The organism is Streptomyces sp. H39-S7 (genome assembly GCF_027158205.1).
GTDB lineage: Bacteria > Actinomycetota > Actinomycetes > Streptomycetales > Streptomycetaceae > Actinacidiphila.
Genome location: NZ_JAPVLU010000007.1, coordinates 154816 through 180361, shown reverse-complemented (window position 1 = coordinate 180361; position 25546 = coordinate 154816). Strand labels below are relative to the sequence as shown.

At 72.1% G+C, this 25546-nt stretch carries 25 protein-coding genes and 1 riboswitch; of the genes, 12 read left to right on the top strand and 13 right to left on the bottom strand.

What is annotated here, in order from left to right:
- Positions 1-40: 40 nt before the first annotated feature.
- Together O3X23_RS09145 and O3X23_RS09140 are read left to right on the top strand one after the other, a co-directional pair.
- On the top strand, positions 41-724 hold the full coding sequence (locus O3X23_RS09145) for a TetR/AcrR family transcriptional regulator (protein WP_269270734.1): 684 nt from the start codon (positions 41-43) through the stop codon (positions 722-724).
- A gap of 39 nt (positions 725-763) precedes the next feature.
- Positions 764-858: riboswitch (ZMP/ZTP riboswitch) on the top strand.
- A 19-nt stretch (positions 859-877) separates the two neighbouring features.
- Complete coding sequence (locus tag O3X23_RS09140; RefSeq protein WP_269270733.1) at positions 878-2353, top strand: glycine hydroxymethyltransferase; 1476 nt, start codon at positions 878-880, stop codon at positions 2351-2353.
- A gap of 89 nt (positions 2354-2442) precedes the next feature.
- On the opposite strand, the gene O3X23_RS09135 is transcribed toward O3X23_RS09140, so the two are convergent.
- On the bottom strand, positions 2443-2943 hold the full coding sequence (locus O3X23_RS09135) for a cupin domain-containing protein (RefSeq protein WP_269270732.1): 501 nt from the start codon (positions 2941-2943) through the stop codon (positions 2443-2445).
- A 121-nt stretch (positions 2944-3064) separates the two neighbouring features.
- Between O3X23_RS09135 and O3X23_RS09130 the strand changes: the two genes are divergently transcribed.
- On the top strand, positions 3065-3985 hold the full coding sequence (locus O3X23_RS09130; protein ID WP_269270731.1) for a LysR family transcriptional regulator: 921 nt from the start codon (positions 3065-3067) through the stop codon (positions 3983-3985).
- Here O3X23_RS09130 and O3X23_RS09125 read toward each other — a convergent pair.
- From O3X23_RS09125 to O3X23_RS09115, 3 genes are all read right to left on the bottom strand, one after another.
- A complete protein-coding gene (locus tag O3X23_RS09125) occupies positions 3982-5142 on the bottom strand; it encodes a trypsin-like serine peptidase (RefSeq protein ID WP_269270730.1) in 1161 nt (386 codons plus the stop codon). The two genes, O3X23_RS09130 and O3X23_RS09125, sit on opposite strands and share 4 nt — an antisense overlap.
- A 143-nt stretch (positions 5143-5285) precedes the next feature.
- Entirely contained in the window at positions 5286-6200 is a 915-nt protein-coding gene (locus tag O3X23_RS09120; RefSeq protein ID WP_269270729.1) for an SDR family oxidoreductase, read from the bottom strand.
- Position 6201: 1 nt separating this feature from the next.
- A complete protein-coding gene (locus O3X23_RS09115; protein WP_269270728.1) occupies positions 6202-7026 on the bottom strand; it encodes an SDR family oxidoreductase in 825 nt (274 codons plus the stop codon).
- A 79-nt stretch (positions 7027-7105) separates the two neighbouring features.
- Here O3X23_RS09115 and O3X23_RS09110 point away from each other — a divergent pair, with 79 nt between their 5' ends.
- The 4 genes from O3X23_RS09110 to O3X23_RS09095 are packed head-to-tail and all read left to right on the top strand — an operon-like array spanning position 7106 to position 10606.
- Positions 7106-7882: an enoyl-CoA hydratase family protein gene (locus O3X23_RS09110; protein WP_269270727.1), complete on the top strand. Its 777-nt coding sequence runs from the start codon at positions 7106-7108 to the stop codon at positions 7880-7882.
- A gap of 14 nt (positions 7883-7896) precedes the next feature.
- Entirely contained in the window at positions 7897-8745 is an 849-nt protein-coding gene (locus O3X23_RS09105) for a CoA transferase subunit A (RefSeq protein WP_269270783.1), read from the top strand.
- Positions 8742-9515, top strand: a complete 774-nt coding sequence (locus O3X23_RS09100) for a CoA-transferase subunit beta (RefSeq protein ID WP_269270726.1) — start codon at positions 8742-8744, stop codon at positions 9513-9515. Before O3X23_RS09105 ends, O3X23_RS09100 begins: the two co-directional genes overlap by 4 nt.
- On the top strand, positions 9512-10606 hold the full coding sequence (locus O3X23_RS09095; RefSeq protein WP_269270725.1) for an NAD(P)H-dependent flavin oxidoreductase: 1095 nt from the start codon (positions 9512-9514) through the stop codon (positions 10604-10606). Before O3X23_RS09100 ends, O3X23_RS09095 begins: the two co-directional genes overlap by 4 nt.
- A 6-nt stretch (positions 10607-10612) precedes the next feature.
- On the opposite strand, the gene add is transcribed toward O3X23_RS09095, so the two are convergent.
- The 4 genes from add to O3X23_RS09075 all read right to left on the bottom strand — a co-directional run bounded on the left by add (position 10613) and on the right by O3X23_RS09075 (position 14353).
- Positions 10613-11629 (bottom strand): adenosine deaminase, encoded by a 1017-nt coding sequence (add, locus tag O3X23_RS09090; protein ID WP_269270724.1) that lies wholly within the window; start codon positions 11627-11629, stop codon positions 10613-10615.
- A 61-nt stretch (positions 11630-11690) separates the two neighbouring features.
- The gene (locus O3X23_RS09085) at positions 11691-12848 is read right to left on the bottom strand and encodes an acetyl-CoA C-acetyltransferase (protein ID WP_269270723.1); all 1158 of its coding nucleotides are present in this window, start codon (positions 12846-12848) and stop codon (positions 11691-11693) included.
- A gap of 35 nt (positions 12849-12883) precedes the next feature.
- Positions 12884-13471 (bottom strand): TetR/AcrR family transcriptional regulator, encoded by a 588-nt coding sequence (locus O3X23_RS09080; RefSeq protein WP_269270782.1) that lies wholly within the window; start codon positions 13469-13471, stop codon positions 12884-12886.
- Between the two features lie 84 nt (positions 13472-13555).
- The gene (locus tag O3X23_RS09075) at positions 13556-14353 is read right to left on the bottom strand and encodes an SDR family oxidoreductase (protein ID WP_269270722.1); all 798 of its coding nucleotides are present in this window, start codon (positions 14351-14353) and stop codon (positions 13556-13558) included.
- Positions 14354-14458: 105 nt separating this feature from the next.
- Here O3X23_RS09075 and O3X23_RS09070 point away from each other — a divergent pair, with 105 nt between their 5' ends.
- From O3X23_RS09070 to O3X23_RS09060, 3 genes are all read left to right on the top strand, one after another.
- A complete protein-coding gene (locus O3X23_RS09070) occupies positions 14459-15610 on the top strand; it encodes an acyl-CoA dehydrogenase family protein (RefSeq protein ID WP_269270721.1) in 1152 nt (383 codons plus the stop codon).
- Positions 15610-16614: an acyl-CoA dehydrogenase family protein gene (locus O3X23_RS09065; protein ID WP_269270720.1), complete on the top strand. Its 1005-nt coding sequence runs from the start codon at positions 15610-15612 to the stop codon at positions 16612-16614. The genes O3X23_RS09070 and O3X23_RS09065 overlap by 1 nt, the downstream gene beginning before the upstream one ends.
- 458 nt (positions 16615-17072) lie before the next feature.
- Positions 17073-17294: a hypothetical protein gene (locus O3X23_RS09060; protein ID WP_138354203.1), complete on the top strand. Its 222-nt coding sequence runs from the start codon at positions 17073-17075 to the stop codon at positions 17292-17294.
- Between the two features lie 251 nt (positions 17295-17545).
- Here the strand turns inward: O3X23_RS09060 and O3X23_RS09055 are convergent, their stop codons facing one another.
- On the bottom strand, positions 17546-18328 hold the full coding sequence (locus O3X23_RS09055) for a L,D-transpeptidase family protein (protein ID WP_443047804.1): 783 nt from the start codon (positions 18326-18328) through the stop codon (positions 17546-17548).
- Between the two features lie 196 nt (positions 18329-18524).
- Here O3X23_RS09055 and O3X23_RS09050 point away from each other — a divergent pair, with 196 nt between their 5' ends.
- Positions 18525-19043 (top strand): DUF309 domain-containing protein, encoded by a 519-nt coding sequence (locus O3X23_RS09050; RefSeq protein ID WP_269270718.1) that lies wholly within the window; start codon positions 18525-18527, stop codon positions 19041-19043.
- Between the two features lie 224 nt (positions 19044-19267).
- Positions 19268-20113 carry a trypsin-like serine peptidase gene (locus tag O3X23_RS09045; protein WP_269270717.1) on the top strand — a complete coding sequence of 282 codons (846 nt, stop codon included), beginning with the start codon at positions 19268-19270 and terminating at the stop codon, positions 20111-20113.
- A 57-nt stretch (positions 20114-20170) separates the two neighbouring features.
- Here O3X23_RS09045 and O3X23_RS09040 read toward each other — a convergent pair whose 3' ends face one another.
- From O3X23_RS09040 to O3X23_RS09025, 4 genes are all read right to left on the bottom strand, one after another.
- Positions 20171-20983 (bottom strand): SAM-dependent methyltransferase, encoded by an 813-nt coding sequence (locus O3X23_RS09040; protein WP_269270716.1) that lies wholly within the window; start codon positions 20981-20983, stop codon positions 20171-20173.
- A gap of 70 nt (positions 20984-21053) precedes the next feature.
- Positions 21054-22307 (bottom strand): cytochrome P450 family protein, encoded by a 1254-nt coding sequence (locus O3X23_RS09035; RefSeq protein ID WP_269270715.1) that lies wholly within the window; start codon positions 22305-22307, stop codon positions 21054-21056.
- A 208-nt stretch (positions 22308-22515) separates the two neighbouring features.
- Positions 22516-24087 (bottom strand): MDR family MFS transporter, encoded by a 1572-nt coding sequence (locus tag O3X23_RS09030; protein WP_269270714.1) that lies wholly within the window; start codon positions 24085-24087, stop codon positions 22516-22518.
- A gap of 154 nt (positions 24088-24241) precedes the next feature.
- Positions 24242-25219 (bottom strand): quinone oxidoreductase family protein, encoded by a 978-nt coding sequence (locus O3X23_RS09025; RefSeq protein WP_269270713.1) that lies wholly within the window; start codon positions 25217-25219, stop codon positions 24242-24244.
- Positions 25220-25546: the final 327 nt, after the last annotated feature.

Below are 25546 nucleotides of genomic sequence, written 5' to 3'. Positions count from 1 at the left end.
CTGGTCGTCGATCGGCCGGCCGATCCGGCAGAGTGGGCTCATGCACGAACTCCCCCCGACCGCCGACCCCGGCGTCCCCGACCTCGTCGCAGTCCCCGCCCTCGTCGCGGGAGCCGCCGGCGTTCGCCGCAGCCCGGTGCAGCGCCGCAGCGCCGAACGGGTCGAGCGCATCCTCGGCGCGTGCGCCGCCCTGCTGGACGAGGTCGGCTACACCGCGCTGACCACCAAGGAGGTGGCGCGCCGGGCCGAGGTGCCGATCGGCACCCTCTACCAGTTCTTCCCCGGCAAGGACGGGCTGCTCGGCGCGCTCGCCACCCGCAACCTGGAGCGGTACACCGACCGCCTGTCACGCCGGATGGCGGCCGAGTCCCCCCGGGACGTCGCCGCCCTGGTGGACCTGGCCGTCGAGGAGTTCGTCGCGATGCGGCGCGCGGTGCCGGGATTCGGGGTCGTCGACTTCGGCGCCGTCGGCCGCGAGGACCCCGCCGGCAGGCATCTGCTCGACACCGAGATCGACAACAACACCGCCGTCGCCGACCGGCTGTGGGCCCTCACCGACGGCCTGCTGGACCCCGCCGCCTCCCGGCTGGCCGGCCGCGTCGCCCTGGAGTGCGCCGACGCCGTCCTGCGGCTCGCCTTCCGCACCGACCCGGACGGCGACCCCGCGCTGATCGCCGAGTGCAAGCGGGTGCTGCGCCGCTATCTCACCGGTCGGACGGTGTGAGCCGGGACCGCGCACGGCGCGGGCCGCGCTGCTAGGGTCGGCGTGAGCCGTGACTGGCGCTTGGATGGGACCGACCATCGGGGAGCGGCTCCGTCTCCTATGACGATGTGATGCCGCGCGCCTGGGCCGCCCCTTCTCGTCCAGGAGGCCCGCATGGCCGCAGAACCGTCGTCCTTCAGCATCAAGCCCGGCGAATCCACCGAATCCACCGCCTTCCGCAGCGCGCTGGACGTCATCCGGGCCGTCGAGCCCCGCGTGGCCGACGCCATCGGCGCCGAGGTCGAGGACCAGCGCGCCCAGCTCAAGCTCATCGCCAGCGAGAACTACGCCTCCCCCGCCGTCCTGTTGACCATGGGCAACTGGTTCAGCGACAAGTACGCCGAAGGCACCATCGGCCGGCGCTTCTACGCGGGCTGCCGCAACGTCGACACCGTCGAGGCGCTCGCGGCCGAGCACGCCCGCGAACTGTTCGGCGCGTCCCACGCCTACGTACAGCCGCACTCCGGCATCGACGCCAACCTGGTCGCCTTCTGGTCCGTGCTCGCCCAGCGGGTGGAGAGCCCGGCGCTCGAGCGGGCCAAGGTCCGGCACGTCAACGACCTGAGCGAGCAGGACTGGGCGGCGCTGCGCCGCGAGCTCGGGGACCAGCGGATGCTCGGCATGGCGCTCGACGCGGGCGGCCACCTCACCCACGGCTTCCGCCCCAACATCTCGGGCAAGATGTTCGACCAGCGCAGCTACGGCACCGACCCGGAGACCGGGCTGCTGGACTACGACGCGCTGCGCGAGACCGCACGCGAGTTCCGCCCGCTCATCCTCGTCGCCGGCTACTCCGCCTATCCGCGACTGGTCAACTTCCGCATCATGCGGGAGATCGCCGAGGAGGTCGGCGCCACGCTGATGGTCGACATGGCGCACTTCGCCGGCCTGGTCGCGGGCAAGGTGCTCACCGGCGACTTCGACCCGGTGCCGCACGCCAACATCGTCACGACCACCACACACAAGTCACTGCGCGGACCGCGGGGCGGCATGGTCCTGTGCGACGCCGAGCTGGCCGAGCACGTGGACCGCGGCTGCCCCATGGTGCTCGGCGGTCCGCTGCCGCACGTGATGGCCGCCAAGGCGGTGGCGCTCGCCGAGGCGCGCCGGCCCGACTTCCAGGACTACGCCCGGCGCATCGTCGACAACGCCTCCGCGCTGGCCGAAGGACTGCTGCGGCGCGGCGCCTCACTGGTGACCGGCGGTACCGACAACCACCTGGTGCTCGCCGACGTCTCCGGCTACGGACTCACCGGCCGCCAGGCCGAGGCCGCGCTGCTGGACGCGGGCATCGTCACCAACCGCAACTCCGTCCCGCAGGACCGGAACGGCGCCTGGTACACGTCCGGTGTCCGCATCGGCACTCCGGCGCTCACCACGCGCGGGCTCGGTGTGGCGGAGATGGACGAGATCGCGGGCCTGATCGACACGGTGCTGACCAGCACCCGCCCCGGCACGACCGCCAACGGAACCCCGTCCAAGGCGAGCCATGTGATCGACGCGTCCGTGGCGGACCAGGTCGCCGCGCGTTCCGCCGACCTGCTGGCCGGATTCCCGCTCTACCCGGGCGTCGACCTGAGCCAGGGCTGAGTCCGGACGGAGTCAGGGCCGACCCGGCGCGCAGCCAGGGCTGACGTGGACGGGCCGGCGGTCGCCGACCGCCGGCCCGTCCACGATCGTCAGCGCGTCCGTGCCGCCTGCCAGGCCGGAAGGTCGAGGAAGTGCACGTCGTAGCGGTCCTGCGCGCCCTTGAGGCTGTCGAAGGAGTCCAGGCCGCGCGCGATGCGCCCCAGGGCGCGGAAGTACCCGAAGCGGTCGACGCCCGGCGTCAGCACCGCGAGCAGGTCGGCGGTGGAACCGGCGGCGGCACCGAAGGCGTGCGGCATCCCCGGCGGGACGACGACCAGCCCGCCCGCCTCCACGGAGGTCATCGCGTCGTCCAGGAGGAACTCCACCGTGCCCTGGAGAACGTAGAACAGCTCTGACGACCGCGCGTGACAGTGCGGCCGGGCGCCGTCCGCGCCCTCGCCGAGGGTCAGGCGGCTGGCGCCCAGCGCGCCACCGGTCGCGCCGGCGTCCGCCAGCAACCGGAAGCCTCCGCCGTGCGGCAGAGGTACGTGCTCGGCTTCCTCGGACCGCACGACCAGTGCGTCCGCGGTGTCGCCGGCGTCCCGGATCATCTTCTTGGCTCCTGTCTGCCGAGTTCTGGGGGCGGGTCCCATTCCAGCCGGGGAAGAACCCGCGAACCAGGAGCAGTTGTCCCCCACAGACATCACCGATCGTGATCAATCGGAGGGACCCATGGAACTGCGGCAGCTGCAGTACTTCGTGGCCGTCGCCGAGGAGGGCGGCTTCGGCCGTGCCGCCGAGCGGCTCGGCATCGTCCAGTCGGCGGTCAGCCAGCAGATCCGCCGCCTGGAACGCGAGCTCGGGTCGCCCCTGTTCACCCGCTCCACCCGGCAGGTGCGCCTGTCCGGTGCCGGTGAACGGCTGCTGCCCGAAGCGCGCGCCGTCCTCACGGCCGTGGACCGCACCCGGCAGGTGGCGGCCGATATCGTCGCGGGGGACGACGGGATGCTGCGGCTCGGCACCGTGCGGGGTCCGGGCGACCGGATCTACCGCCTGGTGGACCGGCTGGCGGCCGCGGCCCCCCGGCTGCACGTCCGACTGCGGCACCTGGCCCTCGCCGAGCGATTGGCGGCGGTGCGCTCCGGCGAACTGGACGCCGCCCTGGTGCGGGCCCTTTCCGCCGCTCCGGAGCTGGAACTCCTCCCGGTCTGGAGCGATCCGCTGTACGTGGCCCTGCCCGGCGACCATCCGCTCGCGGCCGAGTCGGCCCTGCGTCTGGAGCAGTTGGCGCACCTGCCGCTGCGGCTCGCGCCACGGGAGAACAATCCGCCGTTCCACGATCTGGTCACCGGCGCCCTGCGCGCGGCCGGGGCCGAACCGCTCCTGGGGCCACCGTTCACCGGCTTCCAGGAGACGCTCCTGGCGATCGGGACCGGTCCGCCGTCCTGGACGGTCTTCTACGACGTGACGGGCCTGCCGCCGGTCCGCCGGGCAGCCCTGCGCCCGCTGACCGCCCCCGCCATGACCACCTCGCTGGCGGTACCACCGGGACCGCCGACGCCCGCCCTGCGACACCTGCTCCACGCCCTGGCCGAGCCCGAGACCGGGTCCCCGGCCGGGCCGCTCACTGATCCCGGTGGCCCTGCCCGCTAGCGGGCGAACTTCCGGCTGATCGCGTTGTAGACGCCCTGCGCCTCGGGGCCCAGGTGCGGGCCGGCCAGCCAGGTGTTGTTGGCCGGGCCGATCGACGTGTTCGACACCAGGGCGGTCCTTCCGTTCGGCATGGTGGCGAACCAGCCACCGCCCGAGGAGCCGCCGGTCATCGTGCAGCCGATCCGGTACTCGGTCGGCATGCTCGCGCCCATCGACAGCCGGCCGGGCTTGCCGATGCAGTCGAACATCCGCGCGCCGTCGTACGGGGCCGCCTGCGGGTAGCCCCAGGCGCCGATGCCGCTGAACAGCGTCGGCGACGGGGCACCGAACCACACCGGCAGGGAGGCGCCGACGGTCTCCTGCAGGGACTTGCCGCCGCTCTCCGGACTCACGTGCAACACCGCGAAGTCGTAGGGCGAGCCGCCGCCACCGGAGTGGGTGCCGGTGGCGATCCACTGCGAGGAGGTCTGCACCCAGTCGGCCCACCAGGCGCCGTACGGAGTGCGGTTGCGCTGCGGGGAGCTGTCGACCCGGGAGGCCGACAGACCGTTGTCGTTGTACGACGGGACGAAGATGATGTTGCGGTACCAGCCGCCCGTGGAGCCGCTGTGGACGCAGTGGCCGGCCGTCCAGACCAGGTTCGACTTGCCCGGGTGCGCCGGGTCGTCGACGACGGTGGCGGAGCAGACCTTCGGGCCGCTGGGGCTGTCGAAGAAGATCTTGCCGACCGGTGCCGCGTGCTGGTGGTACGGGCGGGCGACCTCCTTGGCCGCCACCGGGCGCGGAGCGGGGTCGGTGGTCCCCTGGTCCGAGCCGAAGTTCGTCTGGACGGTGTTCTCGTTGTCCTTCGCCCCGGACATCCGGGACGGCTTCCACAGGTCCTTGATGACCGGGTTGGCGAAGTCGGCCGCGTCACGCGCCCACTTGTCCCAGTTCTTCCAGTCGCCCTGCTTCCACTTCTCCAGGTCCTTGATGCTGGTGGGCAGGCCCTTGGGAAGTTTGGCGGCGGAACCGGAGTCCGTGGTGGCCGAGGTGCCGGCAGCCGCGGTCGGCTTCGCCGCCGCGTCGCTGTCGTCCGGGCCACAGGCGGTGGCGGTGAGCGCGAGCAGCGCGGTCACCGCCGCCGCGACGCGGGCGGACCGTCGTATGGATGGCATTGAGTTGTTCCCCCATGTACGTGCATTTCGTGCGTCTCTTGTCATGCCCCCACCGGGGGCGGGCCCCACTATGCCGTTCCACCGACCCGATTCGATCAGTGGGCCCGCGTTGTCACAGAACCGTTTCACGGCCCCCGCAATCGTCACGCCCCATAGACCGGCTGCGGCGACGCGGAGTCGGCGAGCAGCTTCAATGCGGTCTCGCCGGCTTCCGCCGGGGTCCGGCGCGCGCCCTTGTCGGCCGTCGGTCCCGGCCGCCAGCCCTCCATGACGGTGATCCGGCCCGCCTCCGTCTCGAAGACCCGTCCGGTGACGCCGGCCGAGGCCGCGGAGCCGAGCCAGACGACCAGCGGGGAGACGTTCTCCGGTGCCATGGCGTCGAAGGCGTCGCCGCCGGGCGCGGCCATGGTCTCGGCGAACGTCCGCTCGGTCATCCGGGTGCGGGCAGCGGGTGCGATGGCGTTGACGCGGACGCCGTAGCGGGCCATCTCGGCGGCGGCGACGAGCGTCAGCCCGATGATCCCGGCCTTGGCCGCCGAGTAGTTGCCCTGCCCGACGCTGCCCAGCAGTCCCGCCCCCGAGCTGGTGTTGACCACCCGGGCGTCGGGGGTGCGTCCCGCCTTGGCCTCGGCCCGCCAGTGCGCGGCGGCGTGCTTGAGCGGCAGGAAGTGGCCCTTGAGGTGGACGCGCAGCACGGCGTCCCAATCGTCCTCGTCGAGGTTGACGAGCATCCGGTCGCGCAGGAATCCGGCGTTGTTGACGAGGGTGTCGAGTCGGCCGAACGCGTCGAGCGCGGTGGCGACGAGGGCGGCGGCCCCGGCCGCCGTCGCGATGTCGTCCCTGTTGGCGACCGCCTCGCCGCCCAGTGCGCGGATCTCGTCGACGACCCGCTGCGCCGGGCCACTTGAGCTCCCGGCGCCGTCGAGGCCGACTCCGAGGTCGTTGACGACGACGCGCGCGCCCTCGGCCGCGAAGGCGAGGGCGTGGGCGCGGCCGAGGCCGCGGCCGGCGCCGGTGACGACGGCGACCCGGCCCGCGCAGATTCCGGCTTCGGTCATGTCAGCTCTCCTTGTTCGCGGTTTCCGGACGGGGCGGTGGCGGTGGTGCGTCCCGGTTGACGGTGGCGGCGTCGAGGAAGGCGGGACGCTCGCCGCCGCCGTGCACGAGCAGGCTCGCCCCGGTGATGTACGCGGCGCGGTCCGAGGCGAGGAAGACGCAGGCGTCGCCGACGTCCGCGGGCTCGGCCAGTCGCCCGGCGGGCACGGTCCGGCCGACGGCCGCGATGCCGGCGTCGTCCCCGTAGTGCAGGTGGGACAGCTCCGTGCGGACCATGCCGAGGACCAGGGTGTTGACGCGCACCCTGGGCGCCCACTCGACAGCCATGGAGCGCGCGAGGCTGTCCAGGCCCGCCTTGGCGGCCCCGTAGGCGGCGGTGCCGGGTGACGGCCGGCCGCCGCTGACGCTGCCGATCATGAGGATCGAGCCGCCGCGCTCCTGATCGCGCATCACCCCGTAGGCGGCCAGTGACGCGGTGAGCGGGGTCGTGAGGTTGAGTTCGAGGACGCGCGCGTGCCGGGCGGCGCCGCCGTCGGCGAGCAGCCGGAAGGGCGTTCCGCCGGCGTTGTTGACCAGGGTGTCCAGCCGCCCGTGCTCGCTCTTCACCCGCGTGACAAAAGTGTCGACGGCGTCCGGGTCCCGCAGGTCGAGGGGGAGGAACCGGGCCGTGCGGCCCTCCACCTCGATCCGCTCCTCAGGGGGGCGGCGGGCGCAGACCACCACCTCGGCGCCCGCCTCCAGGAAGGCGCGGGCGATCCCCGCGCCGACGCCTCGCGTGCCGCCGGTGACGACGGCGACACGTCCGGACAGATCGACGGTGACCGTCAACTGGCACCTCCCGCGGCGCTCGTTCCGCTGCTACCTTCTACCTAACAAATGTTTGGTGGAAAGGTAGCTGATCCTCATCATGGGTGTCTCCACCTCGGCCCCGCAAGACGGAATCACCGTCATCACCGTCGACTTCCCACCCGTCAACGCCCTTCCCGTACAAGGGTGGTTCGACCTGGCCCACGCGCTGCGCGCGGCCGGCGCCGATCCGGCCGTCCGCTGCGTCGTGCTCACCGCCGCGGGCCGCGGCTTCAACGCGGGCGTCGACATCAAGGAGATGCAGCGCACCCCCGGACACCAGGCGCTGATCGGTGCCAACCACGGCTGCGCCGAGGCGTTCGGCGCGGTCTACGACTGCGAGGTGCCGGTCGTCGCCGCCGTGCACGGCTTCTGCCTGGGCGGCGGCATCGGACTGGTGGGCAACGCCGACGCCATCGTGGCGAGCGACGACGCGACGTTCGGACTGCCGGAGCTGGACCGGGGAGCGCTCGGGGCCGCCACGCACCTGTCCCGGCTCGTCCCCCAGCACCTCATGCGCGCCCTGTACTTCACCTCCCGCACCGCCACCGCCCAGGAGCTCCACCGGCACGGCTCGGTGTGGGAGGTCGTGCCGCGCGCGAAGGTGCTCGACGCCGCGCTCGCGCTGGCCCGCGAGATCGCGGCCAAGGACGGCGAGTTGCTGCGCCTGGCCAAGGCGGCGATCAACGGCATCGACCCGGTGGACGTCCGTCGCAGCTACCGCTACGAGCAGGGCTTCACCTTCGAGGCCAACCTCAGCGGCCTCGCCGACCGGCACCGGGACGCCTTCGTGTCCGGGACGCCGACATCATCAGCCCCCGTGAAGGAGGAGCGGTGAGCACGGACAAGACCATGACGGCCGAGGAGGTCGTCGGCCGGCTGGAGAGCGGGATGACGCTGGGCATCGGCGGCTGGGGCTCGCGCCGCAAGCCGATGGCGCTGATCCGGGCGCTGCTCCGCTCGGACGTCACGGACCTCACCGTGGTCTCCTACGGCGGCCCCGACGTCGGACTGCTGGCCGCCGCCGGAAAGATCCGCAAACTGGTCGCGGCCTTCACCACCCTGGACTCGATCCCGCTGGAACCGCACTTCAGGGCCGCCCGCGAGAGCGCCGCCTTCGAGATGACGGAGCTGGACGAGGCGATGTTCATGTGGGGGCTGACCGCGGCCGTGCACCGGCTGCCCTTCCTGCCGATCCGGGCCGGCCTCGGATCCGACCTGATGCGGGTCAACCCCGGCCTGAAGACGGTCGTCTCCCCGTACGAGGACGGCGAGGAGTTGGTGGCCGTGCCCGCGCTGCGGCTCGACGCCGCGCTGGTGCACCTCAACCGGGCCGACGCGTTCGGCAACGGCCAGTACCTGGGCCCCGACCCGTACTTCGACGACCTGTTCTGCGAGGCGGCCGACGCCGCGTACGTCAGCTGCGAACGCATCGTCGGGAGCGCCGAGCTGCTGCGGGCCGGCGCCCCGCAGACGCTCCTGGTCAAGCGGTACGCGGTCACCGGCGTCGTGGAGACCCCGAACGGCGCGCACTTCACCTCCTGTGCCCCGGACTACGACCGGGACGAGGCCTTCCAGAGCGCGTACGCCAAGGCCGCCGCCGACCCGACGGCATGGCGGGAGTTCACCGAACGCTTCCTGTCCGGCGACGAGGACACCTACCAGGCCGCGGTGGCGGCGTTCGCGAAGGAGGGCGCATGACGGGGCCGGCGAAGGCGGCGGGCGTGACCCGCGCCGAGTACTGCGTGGTGGCGTGCGCCGAGGCGTGGCGCGGTGACGGCGAGATCCTCGCCAGCCCGATGGGCACCGTGCCGGCGATCGGCGCCCGGCTGGCGAAGCTCACCTTCTCGCCCGATCTGCTGCTCACCGACGGCGAGGCGATGCTGATCGGCGATGTCCCGGCGGTCGGGAGCGCGTCGGAGCTGATCGAGGGGTGGCTGCCGTACCGCCAGCACCTGGCGATGGTCACCGGAGGCAAGCGGCACGTGATGATGGGCGCCAGCCAGGTGGACCGGTTCGGCAACCAGAACATCTCGTGCATCGGCGATTGGGAACAGCCTAAGCGCCAGCTCCTGGGCTCCCGTGGGGCACCCGTCAACACCCTGAACAATCCGACCAGTTACTGGGTGCCGAGGCATTCCACCCGGGTCTTCGTCGCGCACGTCGACATGGTCAGCGGGGTCGGCTACGACCGGGCGGCGGCGGCCGGGAAGACCGCGACCCGGTTCCACGAGATCCGCCGGGTCGTCTCCGACCTCGCGGTCCTCGACTTCGACACCCCGGACCGGTCGATGCGGATCCGCTCCCTGCACCCGGGCGTGAGCGCCCAGCAGGTGCGGGACGCCACCGGCTTCCCGCTCGTGATCCCCGACGACGTCCCGGTCACCCGCGAGCCGACGGACGACGAACTGCGGCTGATCCGCGAGGTGATCGACCCCCGCGCCCTGCGGGACCGGGAGGTGCGGGCATGAGCGGGCCGCCCGACGAGGCCCCGGCCGCGTTCGCGACCCCGCTGACCGAACTGGTCGGGGTGCGGTACCCCATCGTGCAGACCGGCATGGGCTGGGTGGCCGGCCCCCGGCTGGTCTCCGCCACCGCGAACGCGGGAGCACTGGGCATCCTCGCCTCCGCCACCATGACGCCGCGGCAACTGCGTTCCGCCGTAAGGGAGGTCAGGTCGCGGACCGACGCGCCGTTCGGCGTCAATCTGCGGGCGGACGCGGGTGACGCCCCGGAGCGGGTCGGGATCCTGATCGAGGAGGGGGTGCGGGTGGCGTCCTTCGCCCTGGCGCCGTCCCGGGAGCTGATCTCCCGCCTCAAGGACGCGGGGGTGGTCGTCATCCCGTCGATCGGCGCCCGCCGCCACGCCGAGAAGGTCGAGGCGTGGGGCGCCGACGCCGTCCTGGTGCAGGGCGGCGAGGGCGGCGGCCACACCGGGAACGTCGCGACGACGGTGCTCCTCCCGCAGGTCGTGGACGCCGTCGGCATCCCCGTCATCGCCGCCGGGGGCTTCTTCGACGGCCGCGGGCTCGTGGCCGCCCTGGCGTACGGGGCGGCCGGGATCGCGATGGGCACCCGCTTCCTGCTCACCTCCGACAGCACGGTCCCCGACGCGGTCAAGGCGCGCTATCTGGCGGCGTCGGTCCAGGACGTCACCGTCACCACCAAGGTCGACGGTCTGCCGCACCGGATGCTGCGCTCGGAGCTGGTCGACGCCCTGGAGCGCTCCGGGCGGCCCGCCGCCCTGCTGCGTGCCCTGCGGCACGCGGCCGGGTTCAAGCGCGATTCCGGGCTCGGCTGGCGGCAGATGGTCCGCGACGGCCTCGCGATGAAGCACGGCAAGGAGCTGACCTGGAGCCAGGTGCTGCTGGCCGCCAACACCCCGATGATGCTCAAGGCGTCGATGGTCGAGGGCCGCACCGACCTCGGCGTGATGGCGTCCGGCCAGGTCGCGGGCCTGATCGAGGACCTGCCGTCGTGCGCGGAACTCGTCGGCCGGATCATGGCGGAGGCCCGGACGGCGCTCGGCTCGCTGCCCGCGGCGCGGGCGCCGGTGCGTTGAGACACCTCAAGGGCCGGCGGTGAGCCAGTCGTCGATCGCCTCGCGCAGCCGCGCCTTGGTCCCGTCCGGTGCGAAGGAGGCGTCCACCCCCGCGCGGGACAGTTCGGCCAGGGCCTCGTCCCCGTAGCCGAAGGCGTCCCTGACGAGCTCGTACTCGCGCGCCAGGGACACGTTGATCATCGACGGGATGTCGGTGCTGAGCGTGACGAACAGCCCGGCCGCGCGCATCCGCTCCAGCGGGTGCGCGCGCAGCGACGCCGCGAAGCCGAGCGCGACGTTCGACGACGGGCACACCTCCAGCGGGATCCGCCGCTCCCGCACCTCGGCGACGAGTGCCTCGTCATCCAGGATCCGGATGCCGTGGCCGATCCGCTCGGCTCCTCCGATGTCCAGGGCCGCGCGGATGCTCTCCGGGCCGCAGGCCTCCCCCGCGTGGTGCACGATGTGCAGCCCCGCCTCGCGCGCGGCGGCGAAGACCTCCGCGAACGGTTCGACGGGGTGCTCCTCGTCACCCGCGACCCCGACGCCCACCACCCCTCCCCCGGCGTGGCGTTCGGCGAGCTCCACGGTCCGCCAGGCGCGCTCCACGGAGCGGCGGCGGGAGTGGTCGAGCAGGACCCGGCACTCGATGCCGAACGCCTCCTGGCCCGCCGCCAGTCCTTCCAGCACACTCACCAGCGGCATGTCGAGATCACCGAGCCGCTCCCCGTGACCGGCGGCGGTGAAGGAGACCTCCGCGTAGCGGGTGCCGTTGGCCGCCTCGTCCTCGCAGAACTCGTAGGCGATGCGGTGGAAGTCCGCCGGCCGGCGCAGGCAGGAGCGGACCAGGTCGTTCTGGGCGAAGAAGTCCGCGAAGCTCGCGAAGGCGTGCCCGCCGCCCACCAGATGCGCCGGGATCCGCACGCCGTTGGCGGCGCCGATCTCCGCCAGGGTCGACCACCGCACGGTGCTCTCCAGATGGACGTGCAGGTGCGCTTTGGGAAGCGTGCGCAGGTCACGCGCCGTGGCGGTCGTCGACGTCATACCGGGAAGCCTGCCACCGGGGGTGCGGGGGCGTCGAACGAATTGCCGCCCGGGCCCGGCCCTACAGGCGCTCGATGATGGTGACGTTCGCCTGCCCGCCGCCCTCGCACATGGTCTGCAGCCCGTACCGGCCGCCGGTGCGCTCCAGTTCGTGCAGCAGCGTCGTCATCAGCTTGGTGCCGGTGGCGCCGAGGGGGTGGCCCAGCGCGATGGCGCCGCCGTTGGCGTTGACCTTCCCGGGGTCGGTGCCGGTCTCCTTGAGCCAGGCGAGCACGACGGGGGCGAACGCCTCGTTGATCTCCACCAGGTCGATGTCGTCCATGGACAGCCCGGTCTTCTTCAGCGCGTACGCCGTCGCGGGGATGGGCGCGGACAGCATCCTGATCGGGTCCTCGCCGCGGCAGGACAGGTGGTGGATACGGGCGCGCGGGGTCAGGCCGTGCTCGGCGACCGCGCGCTCGGAGGCGATCAGCATCGCCGAGGCGCCGTCGGAGACCTGCGAGGAGACCGCGGCGGTGATCCTGCCGCCCTCGACCACGGGTTTGAGGGCCGCCATCCTCTCCAGGGTGGTGTCCCGGCGCGGTCCCTCGTCGGTCGTCACCTCGCCGTACGCGACAAGTTCACGGTCGAACCGCCCTTCGTCGATGGCGCGCAGCGCCCGCTGATGAGAGCGCAGCGCCAGCTCCTCCATCGCCTCCCGGGTGATGCCCCACTTGTCGGCGATCAGCTCGGCGCCGTGGAACTGGTTGACGGGCTGGTCGCCGTAGCGGGCCCGCCACCCCTCCGAGCCGGCGAACGGGCCCTCGGTGAGGCCCAGCGGTTCGGCGGCCTGGCGGCTGGCGAAGGCGATGGGGATCATCGACATGTTCTGCGTACCGCCCGCCACCACCAGGTCGCTGGTGCCGGAGAGCACCGCCTGGGCGGCGAAGTGCACGGCCTGTTGTGAGGAGCCGCACTGCCGGTCCACGGTCACCCCCGGCACCTCCTCGGGAAGGCCGGCCGCCAGCCAGGCCGTCCGGGCGATGTCGCCCGCCTGCGGGCCGACGGTGTCCAGGCAGCCGAACACCACGTCCTCGACGGCCGCCGGGTCGACGCCCGAACGCTCCATGAGCGCCTTGAGGACATGCGCCCCGAGGTCGGCCGGGTGCACGGCGGACAGTCCGCCTTTGCGCCTGCCGACCGGGGTGCGGAGCGCTTCGACGATGTAGGCCTCGGCCATGACCACTCCTCACGGTGATTGTCGCTTTGTCTATGTCAACTTCGGACGGCCACGCCGTCCAGCACCATCGACAGGTACTGCCGGGCGATCTCCTCCGGGCTGTGCTGTCCGCCCGGCCGGTACCAGGAGGCTGCGACCCATACGGTGTCGCGGACGAACCGGTAGGTGAGCCGGACGTCGAGGTCGGCGCGGAAGACCCCGGCGGCCACCCCGCGCTCCAGCGTCCCCAGCCAGGCCCGTTCGAACTTCACCTGCGAGTCGGCGAGGTAGCCGAACCGCGGCTGGGCGGCCAGGTGCCTGGCCTCCTTCTGGTAGATCGCCACGGCCGCGCGGTGCCGGTCGATCTCCTTGAAGGACTGCGTGACCAGGGCCTCGATCGTCTCCCTGGGCCCGAGGCCGGCGGCCAGCACCTCGTCGTACCCGGCCCACAGCTCGTTGAGGAAGGTCGAGAGGATCTCGTCGACCATCGATTCCTTGGAGTCGAAGTGGTAGTAGAGGCTGCCCGCGAGCATGCCCGCCTCGTCAGCGATCCGCCGGACGGTCGTCGCGTTGTAACCCTGCGCGGCGAACACCTCGGCCGCGGTCGCCAGGAGCTCGCCGCGGCGCTCGGGGGCGGCACTCATCGTCGTCTTCCGGCTGCTCCTGTTGCTGCTCTTGCTGCTGCCCTGGCTGCTCTCGCTGCTTTTCTGCACCTGGTCATTCTCGCCTCACGCGTGCTGGCTGCTGGCCGACACGGTCTCGCCGGTCAGGTACGAGGAGTAGCCGCTGGCGAGGAAGACGATCACGTTGGCGATCTCCCACGGCTCGGCGTACCGCCCGTACGCCTCCCGCTCGGTCAGCTCGGCGAGCAGGTCGGGGGTGGTGACCTTCACCAGGTGCGGGTGCATCGCCAGGCTCGGCGACACCGCGTTGACCCGGACCCCGTACGCGGCCGCCTCCACGGCGGCGCAGCGGGTGAGCGCCATGACGCCCGCCTTGGCGGCGGCGTAGTGCGCCTGTCCCGCCTGGGCGCGCCAGCCCACGACGGAGGCGTTGTTGACGATGACGCCGCCGGTGCCGGCCGCCTTCATGCGGCGCAGCGCGGCGCGGGTGCAGCGGAACGTGCCGCCGAGGGTGACGTCGAGGACCTTCGACCACTGCTCGTCCGTCATGTCGACGAGGGCGGCGGTGCCGCCGAGCCCCGCGTTGTTGACGAGGACGTCCAGCCCTCCGTGCCGCTCCTCGGCGAGGTCGAACAGCGCGGCGACGTCGTCCTCGGAGGTCACGTCGCAGGCCAGGCCGGCCACCTGGTCGGCGCCGAACTCCGCCGCCAGCGCCTCGGCGGACTCCTTGACGCGGCGGGGGTGCGCGTCGCCGATGACGACGCTCGCGCCCTCCTCCAGCAGCCGGCGCGCGGTGGCGCCGCCGATACCGGCGCCCGCCGCCGCGGTGACGACGGCGGTGCGGCCGGCCAGGAGGTCGTGCCCCTGCGGGTACGGGGGCGGGACACCCAGGTTCACGGTCATACGCGGGACTCCTCCTCGGCGGCTTCCTCCTCGACGGCTGACGGGGCGTAGGTTAATCTACCAAACACTTGTTAGGGAAGGATCGTCAGGGGAGGACGGAATCCGATGGACCTCGACTTCACGCCCGGCGAGGACGCGTTCCGGGCCGAGGCCCGCGCCTGGCTCGCCGCGCACGTCCCCTCCACGCCGCTGCCCTCACTGGAGACCGCCGAGGGCTTCGCCGCCCACCGCGCGTGGGAACGCGAACTCGCCGGTGCCCGCTGGTCGGTGGTGTCCTGGCCGGAGGAGTACGGCGGCCGGGGCGCCTCGATCCTGCGCTGGCTGGTGTTCGAGGAGGAGTACTACGCGGCTGACGCGCCCGGCCGCGTCAGCCAGAACGGCATCAACCTGCTCGCCCCGACCCTCTTCGAACACGGCACCGACGAGCAGCGCGCCCGCGTCCTGCCCGCCATGGCGAGCGGCGCGACCATCTGGGCGCAGGCGTGGTCGGAACCGGACGCCGGCAGCGACCTGGCCGCACTGCGCTCCACCGCCACCCGCGCCGACGGCGGCTGGCTGCTGAACGGCCAGAAGACCTGGTCGTCCCGTGCCGCCTTCGCCGACCGCGCGTTCGGCCTCTTCCGCAGCGACCCGGCGGCCGACCGGCCACACCGCGGTCTGACGTACCTGATGTTCGCCCTGGACGCGCCGGGTGTGACGGTACGGCCAATCGGACGCCTCGACGGCAAGCCCGCCTTCGCCGAACTCTTCCTGGACGACGTCTTCGTACCCGACGAGGACGTCATCGGCGCCCCGGGACAGGGCTGGCGGGTCGCGATGAGCACGGCGGGCAACGAGCGGGGCCTCACCCTGCGCAGCCCCGGCCGCTTCCTGGCCGCCGCCGACCGGCTGACCGCCCTGTGGCAGGAACGGGCGGACCCCCACGACACGGCGCTGCGCGACCGGGTCGCCGACGCGGTGATCGGCGCCCGCGCCTACCAGCTCTTCACCTTCGCCAACGCGTCCCGCCTCGCCGAGGGCGAAGATCTCGGCGCCGAGTCCAGCCTCAACAAGGTCTTCTGGTCGGAACTCGACATCCGGCTGCACGAGACCGCCCTCGACCTGCTCGGCGCCGACTGTGAGCTCGCCGACGGCGCCGACGGCTGGGCGGAGGGGTACGTCTTCTCCCTCGGCGGGCCGATCTACGCGGGCACCAACGAGATCCAGCGCGACATCATCGCCGAGCGGCTGCTCGGCCTGCCGAAGGGACGCCGGTGATGCGGTTCCTCCTCGACGCCGAGCAGACCGAGTTCGTCCGCACCCTGGACCGGCTGCTCACCGCGGCGGACACCCCGGCCACCGTCCGCGCCTGGTCGGCGGGCGACCACACACCGGGCCGCGCCCTGTGGGAACGTCTCGCCGCGGCCGGGGTCTTCGCCCTGGCCGTGCCGGAGGAGTACGACGGCCTCGGGCCGCTCCCCGTGGAACTCGCCGCCGCCTTCGTGGAGCTCGGCCGGCACGCGGCACCGGGGCCGCTGGCGGAGACCGTCGCCGTCTGCGCGCTGCTGCGGGGGGCCGGCGACCGGGGGGCGGCGAAGGAGTGGCTGCCTCGGATCGCTTCCGGTGAGGCGGTGGTTTCACTGGCGCCGGCGGGCTCGTACGCCCTCGATGCGGACATCGCCGACGCGGTCTTCCATGTCCGGTCGGACGGTCCCGCTGCCGCCGTCGGTCTCGCTGTCGCGGACGGCCACGGGCCGGTTCGCGCCTCGCTCGACCCCGCGCGACGGCTCGCCCGGCCCGTCGGGGGTGAGGTGTTCGTCGCCGGTGCGGCCGCGCGGGACGCGATGCGCGCGGCGGCCGACTGGGCGGCTTTCGCCACCGCTGCCCAAGCCCTGGGCGTCGGCCTCGCCCTGGTGGAGCGGACGGTGGCCTACGCGAAGGAGCGGACCCAGTTCGGTACGGCCATCGGCGGCTTCCAGGCGGTCAAGCACCGGCTCGCTGACGCGCTGGTCGGCCTGGAGTTCGCCCGGCCGCTTCTCTACGGCGCGGCGGTGGCGCTGTCCCCGGCAGGGGGCCCGGTGGATGCGGGCCGCGAGATCGCGGCGGCGAAGGTCGCCTGCGGCGAAGCGGCGTACGCGGCGGCCCGCACGGCTCTGCAGCTGCATGGCGCGATCGGTTACACCGCGGAGTACGACCTGTCGCTGTGGATCGGGAAGGCACGGGCGCTGCGGACGGCTTGGGGGACGCCGTCGTCGTGCCGGGCCCGGGTGGTTTCCCGGTAGCGCGGTGCGTGGGGGCAAGGCTGGGCCGCTCGCCCGCGGTCCGCAGCCCGGCTATGGACCGCGGTACCCATGGGCCGCGGCCCCCGCGCCCGGCTCCCCCGCCGCTCTCCACGTCACGTGACTGGTGACCGGTGGGCAGTGGCCACCTCCAACGGATCGTGCAGCCAGGCTGGTTACCGAAGGTGATCACGTGGTACCGACGGTAGCCGACAGGGCGCTGTACAGGAGCGTTTGGGCGGTAAACCGATGTCGTGCGGGGGGAAATCTTCGGAGTGGACGGCGGCGCCGAGGGTGTAACCGAAGATGACGCTCGGTGACGGATGCCGCGATGAACTCAGCAGATAGCCCTTCGGGACACCATCGGCCGCCTACCGGGCGGTACTCCGCGACGGCCGCCCGGAAGAAAGGCCACCGGTTGGGAGGACCGTAGGGGCCTTCGAGGGGCCATACTGGGGGTAATGACGAAATCAGCCGTGACCCGCCGCCACCTGCCCGCCAGCCCCTTCCGGATTCCGGTCGCCCCTCCCGTCGAGAATTTCGAGGTGGGTGACCGGGTAACGCACGACGTCTACGGACTCGGCCGAATCATCGGTGTCGAGGACGAGGTCGCCGTGCTCGCCGACTTCGGTTCCCGCCAGGTACGGATCATCAAGCCGTACTCGAAGGTGACCAAGCTCTGAGGCTCCTGGCCGCGCCCCCGCAAGGACGCGGCCAGGATTCTCTCCGCCTGCCGCCCTGATGTCACGAGACCTCAGACCTCAGGGACGGCTTGAATTCCGGCATGCCCGCCATGGCATACCGGCCTTGCACCACCGTGCCGCCGCACGAGCTCTTCATGCCTCAACTCCCCACCGTTCAGACGTGTTCCAGGGTCGTGAAGTTCCCCGGACCCGGCACGATTTTTTTCGCTGTGCGCCGTCCCGGGACAGGTTCAGCGTGCCAGTGAGGCCTTGTCGCCCATGGCGATCACCGGGTGACTCCGCGGGTCGAGCGCGCGCAGCAGGTCGACCATGTGTGCCGCGGAGAGGCTGACGCAGCCGTGCGTCGGGCCGCCGTGGTCGACGTGGATCCAGATGCCGCCGCCGCGGGCACTGCCCAGCGGCTGTCTGCCGTCCAGCGGTGACGCGCCCGGCACCCGGTTGTAGTCGATGGCGATGACGTAGTCGAAGGACCCGCCCAGCGCCTCGCCGCGGAAGCCGGTGCCGCCCGCGGTGAAGCCGCGGGAGCGGTGGTAGGGCAGCCCGCTGCCCGGGTCGGGCTGGAAACCACCGGCGTCGCTGAGCGTGAAGATCCCCACGGGGCTGTGCAGATCGCCCTCGTGGTGCGTGCCGGTCCAGCCGCGCAGGGCGTTGTGCGCGGGCCAGGCGGCGCCGGCCCGCCACCGGCCGTCGGCGGACCGGGTCCACAGGGTGACGGTGGAGTCGGACGAGTCCTTCGCCCGTCCTGAGGCCAGCAGCACCTGGCGCGAGCCGGTGGGGATCGAGGCCAGGGTGGCCGGGCCCAGCCCGGCAATGCGCTGCTGGACGGGTGCGTTGTCCTGGGCCGCGTCCGCCACGGTCGCCGGGGCCCGGGAGTCGCCCTCGATGATGGCGGGGACGGAGTCCGTCCGGTGCTGCGACCGGGGGCCGATGACCGGGCCGACCGGCCCGATGGAACCGATCCCGAACCAGGCGGCGGCGGTGGCCAGCGACAACACCGTCGTCACCCCGGCCAGGGCGGCCGTCCGGCCCCGAGCGCGACGCCGGGATCGGTGCGTGGCTCGGTGGCGGCCATGGCCGGTTCGTGGTTCGGGCACTGTGACAGGCCTCACAGCGAGCCATACTCGCAAAGTCCGGGGCCTGTGGGGGCCCGCGGCCGACATCCGTCCCAGATGTTTTGATTCGTCCCGCACACCGACGGGACGCGAACTGATGAACAATCGCACGATGGACGAGACCCCGCAGCACGACAGTGCCCCCGACGACCGCGACCGCGACCCCGCCGGGCGGGCCCGCAGTGCCCGGCCGCGCGACGGGCTCGGCCGGCCGCTGCCGTACGGGGCACCCGGCGTGGAGAGGCAGCCCGAGGGGGTGCCGCGCTCCCCCGAGGAGTCGCTGACCGAGGCCCAGCGGCTGCTCGACGCCCGGATGCCGTTCCACGCCCATGAGGTGCTGGAGGACGCGTGGAAGGGCGCCGACGAGCCGCAGCGCGCCCTGTGGCGCGCTCTGGCCCAGCTCGCCGTGGGGCTCACCCACGCGCTGCGCGGCAACGCCTCGGGCGCGGCGACCCTGCTGCGCAGGGGGGCGGAGGGCATCGACCCCTACCGGGACGCCGCGCCGTACGGGATCGACATCGCGGGCCTCGTCGGCTGGGCCCGCGAACTGGCGGACCATCCCGGCGCCGCGCAGGACGGCGCGGCTCCGCGGCTGGTGGTGGAGGGAGGCGCGTAACGGTTTTGGCCGCGCCGCCCAAGGACAGACGTAAGGCATCGCTCGTCTGTTCAAGGAGTCGTCCGTGCCAGTGGAGCATTCGATACCGCCACCAGGCCGTACTGCCGGCCTCTTCTCAGAACGCTCACACAGCGCTCTCACAGGACTCTCATGCCGGCCGGGAATGCTCTTGGTCGCGGGGACGACGAGAGAGGGCACGCCGTATGGAGAGACGTCCGCGGCCCATGCGCGGTGAAACGATTCGTCGCACCCTGTCCCGTCGGCTGGGCAGGACCGGTGTCCTGGTCGTGGCGTGGCTGACCGTCACGGTCGCGGGGACCGGAGTGGTCGTCGCGACGGGCGGGTCGCAGTTCGACGCCTCCGAGGGGGTGAGCGGCCCCGGGGTGTTCGCGGGGGTTCCCGGAGTCTCGAACACCGTGCACGCGACCGCGGGTATCAAGCAGGTCGGCGCGCTCTTCGACGGCGGGCTGTCCGGCGGCCACTACTGCACGGCGAGCGTGGTGCGGAGCGCAGGGAAGAACGTCGTGGTGACCGCGGCGCACTGCCTCAGCGGCGGCACCGCCGGCACCGTGTTCGTCCCGGGTTACCACGACGGCGAAGCGCCCTACGGCGTCTGGCCGCTGAAGGGCGTGACACTCGCCCCGGGCTGGACCAGTGGCGCGGACCAGGACCTCGACGTGGCGTTCGCCGAGGTGGCGCCGGTGAACGGGCGCGAGGTCCAGGACGTGGTCGGCGGCTACACGTTCGGAAGCAGTGGGAGCGACGGGACAACGGCGGCCACCGTGCGGCTCACCGGTTACCCGTCCACCGCGGACGCTCCCTTGACGTGCTACAACGACGCCACGGAGTACACCGCGGACCAACTGCGGATCGCCTGTACCGACTACAGCGGCGGGACCAGCGGAAGCCCCTGGGTCACCGGCCTGGATCCGGAGACCGGTGCCGGAACCGTCATCGGGGTGATCGGCGGGTACGAGGAGGGCGGCGACACCGCGGACGTGTCGTACAGCCCGGCCTTCGACAGTGCGATCGGCGCTCTCTACGAAGAAGCCGTCGCGGATTCCCGGTAGGTGGTGAACGTCGGCTCCGGGACCCGGAGCTGGTCACGGGTCCCGGAGCCCACGCTGTCAGACGGCGGGCTTGAGGGCAGCGCCCGCCAGCATGGGGGCGCCGGCGCCCAGCCCGTCGATGTCCGCATCCGCGTCGGGCCGCCACACGGTCACCGGCGTGACACCGGGATCGATCAGCTGGAAGCCCTCGAAGAGCGCGGTGAACTGCTCGGTGCTGCGCCAGATGACCTCACTGACCGCGCCGCCGTAGGACTTGGCGACGTTCGGCGCGGCCTGCGGCACCTCGTCCGCACCCGCGTGCGAGAGGACCAGGTAGCTGCCGGGCGCCAGGCGGTCGGTGAACTGCCGGATGAGCGCGAGCGGGTCGTTCTGCTCCGGCACGAAGTGCAGTACGGCGCCGAGGATCAGTCCCACCGGCTGGTCGAAGTCGATGAGCCGCACGGTGTCGGGCGCCTCGAAGATGTCCTTCGGCTTGTACAGGTCGCCCTGGAAGATGGCGGCGCGCGGTTCGTCGGCGAGGATCGCCCGGCCGTGGGCGACGGCGACGGGGTCGATGTCGGTGTAGACCACCTTGCTGTCGGGCGCGGCCGCGAAGACGGCGTCGTGCACGTTGTGCTCGGCGGGGATGCCGGATCCGACGTCCAGGAACTGCCGGATGCCGAGGCCGGCCAGCTCTCGGCCCGCCCTGCGAAGGAACGCCCTGTTGGCCCGGAAGGTCTTGGGGAGAGCGGGGTTGGCCTCCTCCACCTGGCGGGCGACAGCGCGGTCGACCTCGAAGTTGTGGGTGCCGCCGACCCAGTAGTCGTAGACCCGCGCGATGCTCGGTGTCTCGATGTCCACGTCGGCCGGTGCCCAGCTCGGTCGCTCCACGTCGCTTCCTCTTTCCGTTGTGTCGGGGGCGGTCTGTCGGGTGAGGCGTTGGATCGGTCGGCGCGAGGTCTCAGCCGTGCAGCACGGGCAGTTCCTCGAGCCCGCGCATCATCAGGCTGAAGCGCCAGCGCAGTTCGCCGGGTTCGACGGCGAGGCTCAGGTCGGGGAAGCGGGCGAAGAGCCTGCTCAGGACGATGTTCCCTTCGAGCCGGGCCAGCGGGGCGCCGAGGCAGTGGTGGATCCCGTGGCCGAAGGCCAGGCCCGCGGTGGCGCGGCGGGTGATGTCGAGCTCGTCGGGCTCCTCGTAGTGCGAGGGGTCGCGGCCGGCGGCGCCGATCGAGATCGTCACGAACTCCCCTTCGGGGATGACGACTCCGCCGACGTCCACGGGTTCCGTGGTGTAGCGCCAGGTCGCGTTGGTGACCGGCCCCTCGAACCGCAGGAGTTCCTCGATGGCGTTCGGCCACAGGGAGTTGTCGGCGGCCAGTTTCGCCCGCTGGTCGGGGTGGGTGAGCAGGGCGTACGTTCCGTTGCCGATGAGGTTGACGGTGGTCTCGTGGCCGGCGACCAGCAGCAGGAACGCCATGGCCATCAGCTCGTTCTCGTTGAGCCGGTCGTCGCCCTCGCTGGCGTTCACCAGGTCGGTGAGCATGTCGTCCGCCGGGTTGGCCCGCTTGTCGGCGATCAGCGCCCGCAGGTAGTCGACCATCGCGACGCTTGCGTCGCGGACCTCGTCGGTGCCGACTCCGGAGACCAGCAGGTTGGACCAGCGCCGGAACTCCGCGCGGTCGTCCGGCGGTACTCCCAGCAGCCAGCAGATCACGGTGAACGGGACGGGGAAGGCGAGCGCGTCCATGAGGTCGGTGCGGTCCTGGAGCGCGATGGCGTCCAGGAGTTCGTCGACGAGTTCCTCGATCCGCGGGGTCAGCGCCTCGACGCGGCGGGTGGTGAAGGCCCGACCCACCAGGCGGCGCAACCTGGTGTGGTCGGGCTGGTCGCTGTCGAGCATGTGCTCGCTCAGTTCATGGGCGAACTGCCGGCGCGAGCCGGCCTCCTTGAGGAACTCCTGGCGCTTCTCGTCGTCGATGAAGTTGCGCGGGATGAGTTCCTGGCCCTTGCGCATGTCCTTGCTCAGCCGGGGGTCGGCGAGCAGCGCCCTGGCGTCCTCGTAGCGGGTGACCAGCCACGTCCGCAGTCCGTTCGGGGTGGCCACGGGTTGCGCCGGGGCCTGCCCGCGCAGATCGGCGAGCGCGGTGTGCGGCTCCTGGAAGAAGCCCGGCGTGAACAGTTCGATCACGCTGGTCGGTGAGTCCGTCCGATCCACGGCGCGGTTCCCCTCTTCGGCTCGTCGGCGTTCCTGACGTGGGCGTGACGGCCCGGTGGGGGCTCGTCGGCCTGGCTCCACCATCAGGGGTCGGTTTCGAGCGCCGCTCGCGCCGGGCTGTAGCGGGCGGGCGCCTCCCGGGACGCGGGAGTGCCCTGCCTCCCGTGGCCGCGGGAGGCAGGGCACTCGGATCGTGCGGAGCGGTGGTTCAGTGCTGTTCGGCGCCTTCCTTCTGTTCGACGGCGGCGTCGCTGTTCCAGGTGCGCAGGGGGATGTTCTTCAGCAGTACGGAGAACGCGAGCCCCACCGCGAGCACCACGGCCGCGGTGATGAAGACCGGGGTGAGGGAGGCGGCGTACGCCTGCTCCACCGCCCGCCGCACCGGGGCGCCGAGTTCGCTCAGGACGTCCGCGTCCGACAGCGAGTTGTTGTCGGTGGTGCCGAGTGCGCCGGCCGGGACGCGCTGGGCGAGTTCGTCGGTGAGGCGGTTGTAGAACATCGCCGCGAAGACGGAGATGCCGAGCGAGGCGCCGAGCATCCGGCTGAACGAGACGGTCGCCGAGACCGCTCCGATGTCGTCGCGCGGAGCGGTGTTCTGGGCGGCCATGGTGAGCACCGACATGTTGAGGCCGGCGGCGATGCCGAGCAGCAGCATGTAGCCGGTGGCGAGAACGCGCGAGGTGTCCGCGTCCATGGTGGCGAGCAGCAGCGCGGAGACGATGCCGATGGCCATGCTCCCCGCCGGGTACCACTTGTAGTTGCCGGTGCGGTGGATGATGCGAGCGCTGACCATCGAGGAGGCGACCAGGCCCAGCATCATGGGCAGCAGGATCACCCCGGACATGGTCGCGCTGGCGCCGGTGACGACCTGGAGGAAGAGCGCGAGGAAGTTCACCGAGCCGACGAAGACGAAGCCGGCGACGATGCTGACGACGGCGGCGATGCTGAACGTCGAGTCCTGGAACAGGTGGAGCGGGATGACGGGTTCGGCGGCCCGTTTCTCGACGAGGACGAACAGTGCCGCGGCGACGACGATCACGACGGCCAGGCCGAGGATCGTCGTGGAGCCCCAGGCGTAGCGCACTCCGGCCCAGCTGGTGAGCAGGGTGAGGGCGACGATGGCGGCGCTGAGCAGCAGGAAGCCGGTGTAGTCGATCTGTGGCCGGCGCGGCCGGACCGGCAGCCGAAGGAAGACGGCGACCAGGAGGAAGGCCGCGGCTCCGACCGGCAGGTTGATGTAGAAGACCCAGCGCCAGCCGAGTGCGTCGGTCAGCACGCCGCCGATGGGCGGGCCGGCGAGCGCGGCGCCGGCGAACGCGATGGAGAAGTAGCCGTAGTAGCGGGCTCCTTCGCGCGGGCTGAAGAGTTCGCCGATGACGGAGAGCACGGAGACGAACAGGCCGCCGGCGCCGATGCCCTGCAGGACGCGGAAGGCGAGCAGTTGCTCGATCGACTGGGCCCAGCCGCAGGCTGCGGAGCCCACGAGGAAGATGCCGATCGCGACGAGGAACACGCCCTTGCGGCCGAACAGGTCGCCGAGTTTGCCGTAGAGGGGCGTGGTGACGCTGCTGGCGATGATGTACGCCGTCGCCACCCAGGCGAAGACGTTGAGGCCGCCGAGGTCTCCGACGACGCGGGGCAGCGCCGTGGCCATGATCTGGGCGTCCAACAGGGCCAGGAAGACCGCGGTCAGGCAGCCGATCATGATGAGGCCGGTGCGGGGAGGCGGACCGGAGGTACCGGCCGGCGGGGGGCCGGACTCGTTCGCGGTGTCGTTCACGGGAGTGCCCTTTCCTGGGGCGTGGCCCCGGGGGCCGGCCCTTCCACGGGGGAGGTCGGGCCGGCCGCCGGACTCCCGGCCCGGAGTCCCGCGGCAGCCGGGGGCTGGGGCGGGACACCGGTCGGGGAGCTTCAAGAGTGTCGCGGGACGAGAGTTACGGGATGAGGACGACCTTGCCCAACTGCGAGCGGGCCTCCATGAGCTCGTGCGCGCGCACGGCCTCCTCGAGGGGCAGGCGCTCGTGGATGATGGGCTTGACCTTGCCGGAGCTGATCATTTCGAGCAGGTCGCGCTGGCCCGCTGCGATGACCTCGGGCTTGTAGTAGAGCAGCGCGTACAGGGCGAAGCCCGCGATGGTCTTCATCCGGCTCAGCGCCAGGATGTTGATCTCCGGGACGTTGCCCGCCGCCGATCCGTAGAAGACCAGCCGGCCGAAGGTGGCGGTCAGCCGGACGCTCTTGAGGAGGATGTCGCCGCCGACCGTCTCCATGACGACGTCGGCGCCCTTGCCGTCGGTGGCGGCCTTGACCTGCTCGTCCCAGTCGTCGTCGGTGTAGTTGATGGTGACGTCGGCGCCCAGCTCGCGGACGAAGTCCAGCTTGGCCTGGCTGCTGGCGGTGGCGATGACCTTGCCGGCGCCCATCGCCTTGGCGATCTGCACCGCGAGGTGGCCGACGCCGCCGGCGGCGGCGTCGATCAGGACGGTCTCGCCGGGCTTGAGCTGGCCGGCCTCCTTGAGCGCGTGGTACGCGGTCTGGGCGGGGCTCGGCAGCGCGGTCGCCTCGGCGGCGTCCATGCTGTCCGGGATCTTGATGAGCCAGTCGGCCCGGGTGGTGCAGAAGTCGGCGTAGGCACCGGTGTCGACATCGCCGACCACGCGGTCGCCGATCTTCACATGGGTGACGCCCTCGCCGAGCGCCTCGACCGTGCCGGCGACGTCGCCGCCGGGGGCTCCGGGAAGCTCGGCGTGGCCGCCGATCGGCACGCCCTGCCGACGCTGGACCTCGGCGAAGGTGACGCCGATGGCCTCGGCGCGGATGAGCACCTCTCCCGGGCCGGGCTGCGGCTTATCGGCCTCTTCGACACGCAGCACCTTGGGGGCTCCGTGTTCGTAGTGGCGGACGATTCGCATGGTGTTCTCCCAACTAGGAAGTCTTGACGAGTCACGGCGTCTGCCGGCGACTCCGCCCAGGAAACGGGGTGCAACTACATGCTCTCATGCACATGTATGCATGTCCACAAGAAATGCACGACAGCGCGGAATCACCCGGCCCCCTTCTCCTGGAGCCGATCCCCGCCGCCGCGGCGCACGGGTCGCGCGTACCCAACGGTTTCACCCGCGCCTTGAATTCACCTGGACCGGGCCTGGACCGCGGCGGCCCGGAACCCGGCCCGGCATACGTGACGCCATACACGTGCTTTCGGACAGGCAGATGCGGTCCCGCACGGTTGATCAGCG